Annotated in this window: 13 protein-coding genes; 8 read left to right on the top strand and 5 right to left on the bottom strand. The window is 65.5% G+C overall.

Features of this window, described 5'->3' with window-relative positions; translation table 11 throughout:
* Positions 1–150: 150 nt before the first annotated feature.
* On the bottom strand, positions 151–2,826 hold the full coding sequence (locus ACSU1L_RS09775) for an outer membrane protein assembly factor BamB family protein (protein WP_439255635.1): 2,676 nt from the start codon (positions 2,824–2,826) through the stop codon (positions 151–153).
* 135 nt (positions 2,827–2,961) lie between these two features.
* Here ACSU1L_RS09775 and purM point away from each other — a divergent pair, with 135 nt between their 5' ends.
* Genes purM through ACSU1L_RS09790 form a run of 3 tightly spaced genes read left to right on the top strand, consistent with a single transcriptional unit; the run spans position 2,962 to position 6,848 of the window.
* Positions 2,962–4,080, top strand: a complete 1,119-nt coding sequence (gene purM / locus ACSU1L_RS09780; RefSeq protein WP_438252865.1) for a phosphoribosylformylglycinamidine cyclo-ligase — start codon at positions 2,962–2,964, stop codon at positions 4,078–4,080.
* A gap of 6 nt (positions 4,081–4,086) precedes the next feature.
* Positions 4,087–5,559, top strand: a complete 1,473-nt coding sequence (gene purF / locus ACSU1L_RS09785) for an amidophosphoribosyltransferase (protein WP_438252866.1) — start codon at positions 4,087–4,089, stop codon at positions 5,557–5,559.
* Positions 5,556–6,848, top strand: coding sequence for an MFS transporter (locus tag ACSU1L_RS09790; protein WP_438252867.1), 1,293 nt, complete (start codon positions 5,556–5,558; stop codon positions 6,846–6,848). Before purF ends, ACSU1L_RS09790 begins: the two co-directional genes overlap by 4 nt.
* A 94-nt stretch (positions 6,849–6,942) precedes the next feature.
* On the opposite strand, the gene ACSU1L_RS09795 is transcribed toward ACSU1L_RS09790, so the two are convergent.
* Positions 6,943–7,128: a DUF3073 domain-containing protein gene (locus tag ACSU1L_RS09795; protein WP_438252868.1), complete on the bottom strand. Its 186-nt coding sequence runs from the start codon at positions 7,126–7,128 to the stop codon at positions 6,943–6,945.
* A gap of 150 nt (positions 7,129–7,278) precedes the next feature.
* Here ACSU1L_RS09795 and ACSU1L_RS09800 point away from each other — a divergent pair, with 150 nt between their 5' ends.
* On the top strand, positions 7,279–7,821 hold the full coding sequence (locus tag ACSU1L_RS09800; RefSeq protein WP_438252869.1) for a universal stress protein: 543 nt from the start codon (positions 7,279–7,281) through the stop codon (positions 7,819–7,821).
* A 22-nt stretch (positions 7,822–7,843) separates the two neighbouring features.
* Here ACSU1L_RS09800 and ACSU1L_RS09805 read toward each other — a convergent pair whose 3' ends face one another.
* Both ACSU1L_RS09805 and ACSU1L_RS09810 read right to left on the bottom strand, forming a co-directional pair.
* Positions 7,844–8,476 (bottom strand): PadR family transcriptional regulator, encoded by a 633-nt coding sequence (locus ACSU1L_RS09805; RefSeq protein ID WP_439255636.1) that lies wholly within the window; start codon positions 8,474–8,476, stop codon positions 7,844–7,846.
* The gene (locus ACSU1L_RS09810; protein ID WP_439255637.1) at positions 8,473–9,312 is read right to left on the bottom strand and encodes a DUF4097 family beta strand repeat-containing protein; all 840 of its coding nucleotides are present in this window, start codon (positions 9,310–9,312) and stop codon (positions 8,473–8,475) included. Before ACSU1L_RS09810 ends, ACSU1L_RS09805 begins: the two co-directional genes overlap by 4 nt.
* A gap of 203 nt (positions 9,313–9,515) precedes the next feature.
* On the opposite strand from ACSU1L_RS09810, the gene ACSU1L_RS09815 reads away from it, so the two are divergent.
* Positions 9,516–9,890 carry a hypothetical protein gene (locus tag ACSU1L_RS09815; RefSeq protein WP_438252872.1) on the top strand — a complete coding sequence of 125 codons (375 nt, stop codon included), beginning with the start codon at positions 9,516–9,518 and terminating at the stop codon, positions 9,888–9,890.
* Between the two features lie 4 nt (positions 9,891–9,894).
* Entirely contained in the window at positions 9,895–10,716 is an 822-nt protein-coding gene (locus ACSU1L_RS09820; protein WP_439255638.1) for a nitroreductase family protein, read from the top strand.
* Here ACSU1L_RS09820 and ACSU1L_RS09825 read toward each other — a convergent pair.
* The gene (locus tag ACSU1L_RS09825; protein ID WP_439255639.1) at positions 10,702–12,231 is read right to left on the bottom strand and encodes an FAD-dependent oxidoreductase; all 1,530 of its coding nucleotides are present in this window, start codon (positions 12,229–12,231) and stop codon (positions 10,702–10,704) included. The genes ACSU1L_RS09820 and ACSU1L_RS09825 overlap by 15 nt on opposite strands.
* 102 nt (positions 12,232–12,333) lie before the next feature.
* On the opposite strand from ACSU1L_RS09825, the gene ACSU1L_RS09830 reads away from it, so the two are divergent.
* Positions 12,334–12,714 (top strand): fluoride efflux transporter FluC, encoded by a 381-nt coding sequence (locus ACSU1L_RS09830; RefSeq protein WP_439255640.1) that lies wholly within the window; start codon positions 12,334–12,336, stop codon positions 12,712–12,714.
* Entirely contained in the window at positions 12,711–13,070 is a 360-nt protein-coding gene (locus tag ACSU1L_RS09835) for a fluoride efflux transporter FluC (RefSeq protein ID WP_439255641.1), read from the top strand. The genes ACSU1L_RS09830 and ACSU1L_RS09835 overlap by 4 nt, the downstream gene beginning before the upstream one ends.
* Positions 13,071–13,116 lie beyond the last annotated feature (46 nt).

Raw genomic sequence — 13,116 nt, forward strand, 5'->3', positions numbered from 1 at the left:
CTCGGCGGTTTTCTGACCGCCGTGCTGGCAACTCTGGTCGGGCGGGCCTGGTGTGACCAAGCCTCGTCCCGACGAATGGAACGGCCCCCACGCGCACGTGTGCCGCGCCGCCGGGGAAGGCGACGCGGCACACGCGATTGCGAGATCCGTCTACTTGGTTACGGTAACGCTCACCGTCGATCTGATCTGCTTCTGGACACCTTCATGTACGGCGTGCGTGATGACGGTCAATTCGGTCACTCCCGCCGGCACGTTGTTGTCGAGGTCAGCCTTGTCGAACTTCAGGACGACGTGATTCCTGCTGCCAGTGACCTTCGACGCGGGGACGGGCTGGAGTCCGAGCTCGGTCTCCAGCAGCACTTCACCCTCGTGTACGTATCCCTTCGGCAGATCGAGGTGCGCGTTGACGGTGCCCTTCACCTTCGTGAAGAGTCCCTTCTTCGCGCTCAGATCCAGCGAGCCAGGGCGGAACGTCAAGGCGCCGGGGTGGTCCTCCGACTCGGCATACACTTCGATCTTTCCGGTGGGTCGGGGATCGGTGCAGTCGTTGAAGAAGTAGTCGCCCGCCTTGTCGAACGTGTGCTGGTAACTCTCCCCTGGCTGCAAACGCGCGTTGAACTCCCCTTCGAAGAACTGGGTCGCGCAGTGCTCCAGCTGGTTCGGATGCGTGGTGAACGTCTCCGCACCCGGGTTGAGGAATGTCACCGCGGTTCCGACCGGCACCCGCAGGTGCGTCGGCTGCATCGCTGCCTGGTTCGTGCTGTCCGCAGCTTCGGCAGTGTCAGAGGTGCGATCCGAACGGGCCAGCAACACGGTGTTGTCGACCGTTGCGCCCTCGACCGCTGAGCCCTGCACCGGCCGCCGAATCGACAGCGGAGCGGTCAGTGGGCCTTCCTGGCTGCCGGATGCCGTCACGAAGTCACCGCCGAGCTTGAACGCCCACAGGGCGTCGCCCTTGGTCACCGATCCGCCGTAGGGGTTCGTGGTGCCAGCCGCGAAGACAGCGACATACTGCTCGCCGTCGACCTCGTACGTCACCGGTGCCGAGCCGATGCCGGTTCCGGTCTGGAACTGCCAAAGCACATCTCCCGTGACGGCATCCATCGCGAGCAGTCGTCCATCGATCTGGCCGACGAACACGAGATCGGATGCTGTCGCCAAGGGCCCCTGACCGTGCGACATGTCGGTGCCGAGGTGCTGCAGCCACTCGACGGCTCCGGTGGAAGCGTCATAGGCGACGATGCCGCCGGTCTGGTACTGACCGATCGCGCGCTGCCCGTTGGCGGATGCGCCGTTCCAGTGCGCCACATTGTTCGTGCCGTAGGGGAAGTACACGAGGTTCGTGTTGTGGCTGTAGGCGTTGTTCGACCAGTCGCCGCCGCCGTTCTGGCTGGTGGTAGAGAGGATTGGGAGATCCCACTGCGGGTCGTACATGCAGCCCTCGCGATGTCCTACATGGCCGTCGGGATAGGTCAGGTGCTCTTGATCTGCGGCGACGTAGCTGTCCGGGTTGAATACGAGGTTGCCGTCTTCGTCCGGCTGATAGCCGTTGTAGTTGGGCACGCCGCGCCAGGGGTCGCCGGGCACGTTGTCGGGACCGAGCTTCTCCCAGGCCACGCATTCCGGAAGCAGCCGCTCGAGGGGGAACGGCTGGGTCTCAGCATTCGCCTGGCGGTCGTCAGTGATCACCGGCTTGTGCTCAGTCGGCAGTACCGGTTCACCGTTCGTGCGATCCAGCACGAACTGGTGGCCGGACTTGCTGCCGTAGAAGATCACCTGGCGCTCCACACCATTGACCTCGATGTCGGCGAGGTTCGGGGCGTGCACGTTGTCCATGTCCCAGATGTCGTGGCGGATCGATTGGTAGTGCCACTTGTAGTCGCCGGTGGCGGCGTCGACAGCGACGAGGGTGTCGGAGAAGACGTTGTCGCCGGGGCGGCCGGAGCCGTCCTGCGAGGTGTTGCAGCTGCGCGGGTTGCCGAACGTCATGTAGTACATGTCGAGTTCCGGGTCGACGGCGCCGTGCATCCACGATGTTGCGCCGCCTTCGACCGCGCAGTCGGTACCGTCCTCGTGCACCGGCCCCCACGTTTCGGAAGCGTCGAAGGATTCTCCGTTGACGCCGGTGAAGATTTCACCGCGGTTGGGGCCGCCGAAGAAGTGCCAGACGTAGCTGCCGTCGCTGGCGTCGAGAGCGACGACGGCGCCGCGGTCGCCGTCAGCAGCGTGCGCGTAGACGATCCCCTCCGAGTAGACCGTTGCGACCTTCGCCACCCGGCCGAGGTTCTCGCCGTCGGGTCCGACCGGCTGTACCGCCCAGATCTCCTCGCCCGTGGTCTGATCCAACGCCACGACACGGTTGTCGCCTGCGAGCGTGTAGATGCGGCCCTCACCGGCAGAGACCCCGCGGCGCGTGCTCGACATTCCGTACTCGTGATTCTCCCACTTCCAGACAGAATCGCCGGTGGCGCCATCCACGGCGATCACTCCGCCGCTGGGGGTATCGAGATACATCACACCGTCGACGACGATCGGTGTGGTCTGCTGACCGGTGGCACCGGATGCCGGAGCGACTGCCGAGACGTTCGTACGCCACGTTGGTGCCAGCTGGTCGAGGTTCTTCTTCGTGATCTGGTCAAGGGCGGAATAATGCTGGTTTCCCAGATTTCCGCCGACAGTCGGCATATCGTGCCCGGTCGGCGCTGTGGCGGTCAGGCCATCGCCTGCGCCTTCGTCGACTGCGTAGACGGGGCTGACGGCGAGGGAAAGCGTCACAGCCGCTGCGATCCCCGCCACCCCCAGCCGTGTTGCGAGATGGGTGGACATCGTTCGGCTCCTTGGTCGTCATCGGTCCCTGGATGCTTCGGAAGCTAGCGCGGTTGCCCGGTGCTGCCAATCGATGGCCCATCGGATGAGACGCCGGCGGAATCCGGGGGCCCGCGGCGGCGGTAGTCTTGTCACGTGGCTGCCTCTCCCACTAATCCCTATTCCGAAGCCGGCGTCGATACCGCTGCGGGTGATCGCGCTGTCGAGCTGATGAAGTCGTCTGTGCGCGCAACGCACGGACCTGAAGTGCTCGGAGGCGTCGGCGGGTTCGCCGGGCTCTTCGATGCCACAGCTCTTCTCGGCTACACCAAGCCGTTGCTGGCAACCAGCACGGATGGTGTCGGCACGAAGGTCGCGATCGCGCAGGCCATCGACAAGCACGACACGATCGGGCAAGACCTGGTCGGCATGGTCGTGGACGACATCGTCGTGGTGGGGGCGAAGCCCCTGTTCATGACCGATTACATCGCCTGCGGCAAGGTCATCCCCGAGCGCATCGCCGACATCGTGCGCGGTATTGCGGATGCGTGCACCGCGACCGGCACGGCGCTCGTCGGTGGCGAGACCGCTGAGCACCCGGGCCTTCTCGGCGTCGACGACTACGACGTCGCTGGCGCCGCAACCGGAATCGTCGAGGCTGGTGCCGTCCTCGGTGCCGAGCGCGTGCAGGACGGCGATATCGTTCTGGCGCTGGCATCCAGCGGTCTGCACTCCAACGGCTACTCGCTCGTGCGTCACATCATCACCGGTGCTGGCATCGGCTACGGCGACACCGCAGCCGACTTCGGCGCGACGTGGGGCGAGACGCTGCTCGAGCCGACCCGCCTCTATACGCTTCCGCTGCTGCGCCTGATCGACACCCTCGCCGATGGCAGCATCCACTCCCTCAGCCACGTCACCGGCGGCGGCATCTCGGCGAACCTCGCCCGTGTGCTCCCCGTCGGCAGCTGGGCAGAGGTCGATCGCTCCACCTGGTCACCCAGCCCGATCTTCCGCGTGCTCAGCGACATCGCCGGGACCACGCTCGAGTCGGCCGAGGGCACCTGGAACCTCGGAATCGGCTTCCTCGCGGTGATCGACGCTTCGCAGAAGGATGCCGCGATCGCAGCGCTCGCCGAAGAGGGCATCAACGCCTGGCAGGTCGCGACCGTCGGAACCGGCGCACGTCCGGCCGGCGAGTTCGAAGAGGGCGCCAAGGGCGTCGACGGTGGTGCAGTGCGTCTGATCGGCGCGTACGCGGACGGAGCGAAGTAACACCCCATGTGCGGAATCGTCGGAGTGGTCGCAGGCGGCCCGGTCAATCAGGACATCTACGACGCGCTCCTGCTGCTGCAGCACCGCGGTCAGGATGCCACCGGTATGGCCACTGCAGAGCCCAGCGGTGTCATGCACATCATCAAAGCCGAGGGCATGGTGCGCGAGGCCTTCCGCACCCGCGACATGCGCTCCTTGCTCGGAAACGTCGGCCTCGGCCATGTTCGCTACGCCACCAAGGGCACAGCATCCAGCGAAGAAGAAGCCCAGCCGTTCTACGTGAACTCGCCCTACGGCATCATCCTGATCCACAACGGCAACCTCACCAACACCCGCGAACTCACCGCCGACATGGCCAAGCGTGATCGCCGGCACCTGAACTCCTCCAGTGACACCGAGCTGCTGCTGAACGTGCTCGCCGGTGAGCTGCAGGCGACGACCTCCGATGTTGATCTCGACTCCGAGCGCATCTTCGAGGCGGTCAGCCGCACGCATCAGCGTATTGAGGGTGCCTATGCCGTGATCGCCGTGATCGCCGGTCACGGGCTCCTCGCATTCCGTGACCCGCATGGCATCCGCCCGCTGATCCTCGGCCGTCGCGACGGCGCTGGGGCGAACGGTGAGACGCAGGACGAATGGATTGTGGCCAGCGAGTCGCTCGTGCTCGAGAACGGCGATTACGAGGTCGTCCGCGAGGTCGCACCGGGTGAAGCAGTCTTCATCACAGACAAGGGCGAGCTGTTCACACAGCAGTGCGCCGAGCAGCCGCAGCTGTTCCCCTGCGCGTTCGAGTACGTCTACCTCGCCCGTCCAGACTCGACCATGAACGGCATCGCGGTGTACGAGTCGCGACTGCGGATGGGGGAGCGCCTGGCCGACACGATCGCGAAGCACGTGCCGCGCGAAAAGATCGACGTCGTCATGCCGATCCCGGACTCGGCCCGTCCCTCCGCGATGGAGGTGGCCCGCAAACTCGGCATCGAGTACCGCGAAGGCTTCTACAAGAACCGCTACGTCGGGCGCACCTTCATCATGCCGGGGCAGGCAGTGCGCAAGAAGAGTGTGCGGCAGAAGCTCAACGCGATGTCGACGGAGTTCCGCGGCAAGAACGTGCTGCTCATCGATGACTCCATCGTGCGCGGTACGACGAGCAAGCAGATCATTCAGATGGCGCGGGATGCCGGTGCCCTCTCGGTCACCTTCGCCTCGGCCGCCCCACCCGTGCGGTACCCGCACGTCTACGGCATCAATATGCCGTCCAAGCATGAGCTGATCGCCTACGGCCGCACGATTCCGGAGGTTGCCGCCGAGCTCGGCGCCGACCACCTGGTCTACCAGGAGGTCGAGGATCTGAAAGCGGCGATCATCGAGGGGTCGGATATCACCGATCTGGACATGAGCTGCTTCGACGGCCGGTACGTGACCGGCACGGTCACCGACGAGTACCTCGAGTGGGTCGAGAGCTCGCAATCTTCGTGACCCGGCCCCTGTGGCGCGGGCGTGCCCTCGCGGTTCTCGGCATTCTGCTGTGTGCCTTCTCGCTGCGTTCGGCGGTGGCTTCGCTCTCACCGGTAATCGACTACATCGGCGCGGACTTCCCCCTGCCCACCGCGGTCGTCGGGTTGATCGGAACGGCGCCACCGGTGTGCTTCGCGATCTTCGGACTCTGCGCACCTCTGCTCGAGCGGCGCTTGGGGTTAGAAGCGGTGACCGTCATCGCGCTCTCCGCGATTGCAACGGGGCTGGTGCTGCGCGGGCTGTCGTTCGGATCGGTTTCTCTGCTTGCGACGACGGCACTGATCTTCGCCGGCGTGGGCATGGGGAACATTCTGGTGCCGCCGCTGGTCAAGAAGTACTTCCCCGACCGGCTCGGCCTGATGCTCACGCTTTACACAACGGCGATGGCGCTGTCGACGTTCCTGCCGCCGCTGATCTCGGTTCCGGTGGCGGACGCTGCGGGCTGGCGCGTATCGCTGGGGCTGTGGGGTGTGTTCGCTCTTGCCGGGGTGCTGCCGTGGATGGCGATCCTGGTGAGCGGTCGGGCGGCACGTCGGCCGGCGATGGATGCTGCGCCCGCTGGCGCGACGAATGCCACGGCATCCGATCCTGCTGAACTGTCGACCGGGCCGATCGCCGTCGTGCCGACGAACTCGCGGGCATTCGCTCGGCTGGTGCGACTGCCGATGGCCTGGTCGATCGCCGTCGTGTTCAGCACCTCGTCGATCGCCGCCTACGTCTCGTTCGCCTGGCTGCCGGCCATCGTCACAGATGTCGCCGGAGTCTCGGCGAGCACGGCGGGGCTGCTGCTGTCGGTTTTTGCCGTCATGGGGCTTCCGGCTTCACTGCTCGTGCCGGTTCTGGTGGTGCGATTCCAGGCCACGCGCCCGCTGTATGCGGTGGGCTCTGCCAGTGCGCTGCTTGGTGTCGCAGGTCTCCTGTTCTGGTCGAACGCGGTCACCATCTGGTTGTGGGTGACGATCTTCGGCATCGTCGGCGTGATGTTCCCGTTGGCGCTGGTGCTCATCAGCATCCGCTCGCGTACGCCGGAAAGCGCTGTGGCACTGAGCAGTTTCGTGCAGAGCGCCGGTTATGTGATTGCTGCGGGCTTCCCGTTGCTGATCGGCGTGCTGCACGACATCAGCGGCAGTTGGACTGTTCCGCTGCTGGTGCTGGGCGCTGTATTCCTCGCCTCGATCCCCTTCGGAGTCATCGCCGGTCGGCGGCGGACGGTCGAAGAAGAGTGGGAACGACGCCACGGAACCTGGTGACAGGTCACCGAACCTGGTGACAGGTTGCCGAACCTGTGACAGGGTACGACGAAGGCCCCGCTACCGAAGTCGCGGGGCCGCGCACGAAAAGCGGTCAGGCCTTTTCGAGCTCGTCTTCGTCTTCATCCGCGTACTCGTCCGCCCATTTATCGACGTAGGCGTTTTCGTCCGTCGGATGAGCCAGCTCGCGCTCCAGCGCAGAGTAGTTCACCGAAGGACTGTATGCCTTGAGTTCGCGGGCGATCTTTGTGTGTTTCGCCTTTTGACGGCCACGGCCCATGCGCGAGACCCCCTCACGAGTTAAGCTGTCGGACAAGCGAGTGCCCGAAGCGTTTCACGACACCGGCGCGCAGCCGGTAAGAGTAACATTTAGGATAGCACGAGGGCCAGGTCCTCTGGCCTTCGCCGGTTGGTGAAGGGAACGATTCTCATGGCAGATGCAACCTCCTCTCCGTCCGACGAAGCGGCTCAGGATGCCGCCCTGCAAAAGGCGGTGATCGTCGGGATGCAGCCGGATCAGGCGCCGCACGTCCTGCAGGAGGCGGCCCGCTTCGCAGCCCTGCTGAACGTTCCCATCGTGGTCGCTCACGTCGACGTCACGCGATTTGTCACCTATGAAGACCCGGACGGCTACGTGCACTCGGCGCCGATCGATCTGAACATCGAAGCGGGCGTCGCTGAGTTCGAAGAGGTCCAAGATCAGGCGCGGGCCCTTCTTGAGGGCAGCGCCCTCACCTGGGCCGCACGACAGCTCGTCGGCGACCCTGCTCTTGCCATCAAGCAGCTCGCGAACAGGCTCGATGCGCAGCTCATCGTCGTCGGAACCCGCAAGCGCGGTCTCGGCGAATCGATCCGCGAATTCTTCACCGGCTCCGTGGCTGCTCGTCTCGCCCACCGGCAGCACCGCTCGGTGCTTGTGGTTCCGTTGGAGCAAGAGGTCCCGGACGACCAGGCCGAGATCTGGACCGAGTAGCCGCACGGCCGCGGCTCTCGGCCTAGCTGCTGGATGAGTGCAGCGCACCGGTCACGGCGTGAGCTGCGGCATCCATCGCACTTTCGAGATCTTTCACCGTCGCTTCACTCAGCGTTCCCCCCCGCGCGACGTGGGTGCGAAGGTCGGTGCGCACGCGTGCGCGGAAGTCGTTGATCGCAGCGTCGGCGCGGTGCAGCTGCTCACGACTGGATGTGCGCTCACTGGTTGCCGGCTTCGATGTCGACGGGCGACTCTTCGCGGTAGCTCGCTCATCGTGCGCTGCTGATGCGAGGTCGGCACGAAGGCTCTTCATGGCGTCCTGCACGCTCTGTCGCACCTCGTTGGCGATCAGTCGAACGGAATCGGCGAGGCCCGACTCGATGCCGGCCAGGTCGTTCTCGCGGCTGGCGAGCTCAGCGCGACCGGCGCCGGTGATCGCATAGATCGTGGTGCGACCATCGATGGTCTTACTGACCAGTCCCTCTTCCTCAAGCTTCGCAAGCCGAGGATAGATGGTGCCCGCGCTCGGGGTGTAAGTGCCCCCGGTGCGATCGGTCAGAGCCTGGATGATGCCGTAACCGTGCTGCGGCGATTCGGCCAGTAGCGACAGCAGATAGAGGCGCAGGTCGCCGTGCGAGAAGACGGCGGGGCTCATGAGTCCCACTCCTCGTCGTCGGCAGCGGTGGTCAGCGGGCGACGCAGAACTGTCGTGTCCCCGGAGACCGAATTCGTGCGGATGTCGACGAAGGAGCCAGCCAGCTCACCGGTGGAACCAGCGAAGCTGGTGGGTCCGGAGCTGGCGCGGTCGATGCCGTCGATCGTCACGGCGCCGCTCATCGAGCGCGCCACGTAGTTGGCAGGCAGCGTCTCTTCGAGTCGAATCGTGTTGTCGCCCGAGACGGTGTTCAGAGTGATCGAATTGACGGCGCCGCCAGCATCCACCCAGATGGCACCGGAGACGCTGTCGACAGTCGCCTTGCGGATCGAACCGGTGATGGCGACGTCGCCGGAGACGCTGTTCGCGTTCACGGAACCCGTGAGACCGCGCACCTGCACGTCGCCGGAGACGGAGTTCAGCGTCAGATCTCCGGTGTGCGTGTCGACGATGAGTTCGCCGGAGACCGTGTTCAAGCGCGCGTCGTTGGTGAGCCCGGAAATCAGGGCACCAGCGCTGACGACGCCGAGGTTCAGGGCGATGCTGCGGGGGACTGCCACGCTGACTTCGGCACGCGGCCCGCCAGAGCCGAAGTTGCGGAACACCTCGAGGAAGTTGTCCCACCCCAGCTGCGGGTGATCGATCTCGATCTGGGTGCCGTCAGATTCGATGCGCAGGTCTTTGACGCTGACTCCGTGCACCTCGATGCGGATGCCGGGTTCGTCGTGTGCGATGACATCGACCTGGCCGCGGACGAGGCCGACCTTGAGCCGGGTCGCCTGGGGGATGTCGATGACACGTTCTTCGCCGGGGGCGATGAGCCATTTCTCGGTCATGTTCTCTCCTGGGGTTGATCGTGCTTCGGTTGGTCCGTCTGGGGTTGATCGCGATATATCGCGTGTTTCGACAATAACACGATATATCTCGAGTTTGTCAAGCCTTCTTCGTTCGACAAGCACAAATGGCTCGATCCGTGGTTCCAATGCAGCCATTTGTGCCTGTTGAACGCAGCCGGAAGCGAACGGCATAGGGTCAAGACATGGACCGCCGTCGGCACCCCACGAACGCAGCGCCGCTGTTCGCCGCAGCAGCGCTGAGCTATACCGCGAACTGCGCGCTGGGGACAGCTGTCGCCGCAAAACTCATTGACTCCAGTGGCTTCCGCTGGTTGCATCATGCGCTGTACATCGTGACCTGCGCAGCCAGCGCGGCCGCCGTCTCTGCGGCATGGTGGGCAACGCCGCGGAGCGCGAGTCGTCGAGCGGCGCTCGCGCTGCTTCCCGCCGCAGTGCCGCTCGCTGCGATCGCATATGTGCGAACGCACAGCCGACAGCATCCACTCATCGCTCTCGCTGCTGCCCCGTTCATCGCCAGGGGCTTCGCATTGTCGCGTCGTCCCGCAGACCGGAAGTGATCGCATGGAACTTCTCGACGCCATCCGCCGCCGTAAGACGACCAACGGTGCCTTTCTTCCCGACGCCGTCTCCGAGGAGCATCAGCGCCTGCTTCTGGAAGCCGCCGGCCGGGCACCGTCGCAGCTGAACAGCCAGCCGTGGCGATTCGTCGTCATCGAGAACCGCGAGACGATCGACGAGATCGCCCGTGTCTCCGGCGAGAGCATGACAGAGGCGATGTCCAACGGCACGTTCTTCGAGCGCTACAAGCCATACTTCCGCTTCAGCCAGGCCGAGATGGACTCCCAACGCAGCGGAATGCTGTTCGACAAGCTCCCTGCGGCGCTTCGACCCTTCACAAGCCAGGTGTTCACGAAGCGTGGACAGACGCTGATGAACGCCTTCGGAGTGCCGAAGACACTCGGCGCGGAGAACCGGAAGCTCGTCGCCGGCTCCCCACTGCTGCTGGGCGTGATGCTCGATCGCAGTGAGTATCGCCCGGGACAGCTGTCATCGTTCTATTCGGTGTTCAGCATGGGCGCGGCGATGGAGAATATCTGGCTGACGACGGTCGAGCTCGGCATGGGCATCCAATTCATCTCCTTCCCGATGGAAGTCCCTGGCCGCTGGGATGAGATCGTCGGGCTGCTGCGCGTTCCGGATGACCTTGAGCTGATGGCCGTCTACCGGCTCGGATATCTGCCACCAGAGCAGCGCCGACCGGCGATCGACTGGTCGAGCAGCCAGCGCAAGCTCGTCTCGCAGTACGTCTATCGCGAGAACTGCGAGACACCGCAGCAAGGCTGGGATGCTGCCACACCCGGGGCTGCGTCAACTCGGCCCTGACCTCGGGAGATTCGGCAGGTCTCGCAGTGCCGGGCCTTCGATTCGCGTCCCGTCCGGCGCGAAGCGCGACGCGTGCAGGGGGCAGTCCCACGTGCACTCCGCATCGTTCCAGTCCAGGACGCCGCCGAGGTGGGTGCATACGGCACTGACAGCGCGGGTGACGCCGTCGACAGTCGAAACGCCGACCGGGCGGCCCGCACGATTGGCCACCACACCACTGCCCTCGGCTGGCCGCGGAACCGGTACTGGCCGAGACTGGGCTCCGGACCAGCCCGAGGCGAGGGCGGCTGCGACGCGGCCGGTCTCGGCGGCTCCTCTGCCGATGTCGGCGGGCACCGTCAGACGCGTCCCGATCGTCCTCATCCAATCCGGACGGTCGCGCCGGCTGGTACCGACGATCTCGGCGGTCAGGCGCATCGCGGCAGCCGGAGCGTTCGACAGCCCCCATTTGGCGTATCCGGTTGCGAAGCGGATGCGGCCGAGTCCGCGCGGCATCGCGCCGACGAAGGGGATGAGGTTGTGCGATTGGTAGTCCTGAGCCGACCAGCGGTGCGTCTCCTCGGCATCGGGAAAATGCTGCCGGGTCCAGGAGATGAGGTCGCCGATGGCCGCGGTCTCTCCGTGAGATCGTCCAACCGGATGCCCGTTGCCGCCGACGATGAGCCGTGCGACGCCGCCCGGCCCATCCTCGTCCGAGACCGGACGGAGGGAACGCGTCGGCCCGTCTACGGAGATGAACGTGCTGTCCGGTACCTTCCCCGGCACCCGGAACGAGACGCAATATGACCTCAGCCCCCGCACCTTCGCGAAGTAGAGGCCGCGGTCGATGACCGGCGTTCCGGTCGCGAGCACGATGTGTGTGCTGAACAGCGGTCCGGCCGCGGTCTCGACGCGCGGTTGCGGAAGTGCGTGCGCTCCGGTGACGCGGATGCCGGTGTGCAGCGTGCCTCCTTCAGCGAGCAGCTCCCTCGCCATTGCGTGCGTGACGAGTACCGGATCGATTGTCACCTGATCGTCGAGAGCGACAGCGCCGGTGATCGGGAACGATGCCGCCGGCATGTCTTCGGCCGCTAGCATCCGGGCGGGAAGTCCGGCTTCGCGAGCGGCGGCGTGCTGGGCGCGCAGCGCATCGACGCCGCTCGCCGTCTGCGCGTACGAGTGATCTGTCCGGCGGGCGTAGGGCACGCCGGCAGTGTCGGCGAAGTCGGTCAGCCACTGCATCCCCGCGCGGTTCGCGTCGACATACGCGCGCACGAGAGCAGCCGGGTGGTGGCGACGGATATTCGCCAGTGTCAGGCCCTGGAGGAGCGACACTTTTCCGGTGTTCCCGCCCGAGGCGAGTTCGGCGACCTCGCCAGAGTCCACGACGGCCACATCCAAACCCTCCCGCGCCAGCATCACGGCGGTCGCAAGCCCGGTCAGGCCTGCGCCGACGACGATCACGTCGTGATGCACGCCGGGTTCGAACGGAGAGCGGGGAGGGGCCGTCGGGGAGACCTTCCAGAGCGGTGTCATGGCGTCAGTCAACGCCGTTATCTGCCTCGCTCACACCGCCTTGACATCGCCGTGGCGCACTGGCAAGGGAGGGGATCGGATGCCACGACTAGAGTTGCCGACGTGACCTTTCGCCGGCTGTTCCTCGTCATCGCCGGCGGCACTGTGGGAACTGCGGCTCGGCTCGGCATCGCCCTGCTGATCGCGGATGCTGGGGGCATACCGCTCGGAACGCTCGCGATCAACGTCACCGGAGCCCTGCTCATCGGTGTGCTGGCAGCCCGGATGCCACAAACATCTGACCTGCGAGTCTTCTTCGGCACCGGCATCCTGGGCGGCTTCACGACCTACAGCGCGTTCGCGGTCGGTGCTGTCGGGCTGTGGGCGGACGCGCCTCTCGTGGCAGCGGCATACGTCGTGCTGACGCTGGCGGGTGGGATCGGCGCTGTCATTCTCGGTCTGCGCCTCGGTCGGCGCCTCGGTCGGAAGCGGGCGATCGCGTGACGCCGCTTCTGTTCGCACTCGCATCCCTCGCCGGTGGCATCGGCGCAGGCCTGCGCTACCTCGTCGATCTCGGCGTCATGTCGGTGACGAAGGGGCGCTTCCCATGGGGGATCGTCATCGTGAACGTCACCGGATCGTTCGCGCTCGGGGTGGTCACAGCATCCATCCCAGAGTCGGCATTCATCGTCGGCGCCGGTCTTCTCGGTGGGTATACGACCTTCAGCACCGCGATGCTCGACACGCTCGCGCTGTGGAAAGACGGGCGCCGGCCCGCCTCGGTCATGCACCTGGTGGGCACACTGGTCGCATCCGTGATCGCCGCAGTCGCCGGGCTTGGAGTGGGCGCACTGCTGTGACCGCGGAATCGCTCACAGCATCCTGAATATTTGCTGTGGAATACTG

This window comes from Microbacterium sp. A94, assembly GCF_051842855.1.
GTDB lineage: Bacteria > Actinomycetota > Actinomycetes > Actinomycetales > Microbacteriaceae > Microbacterium.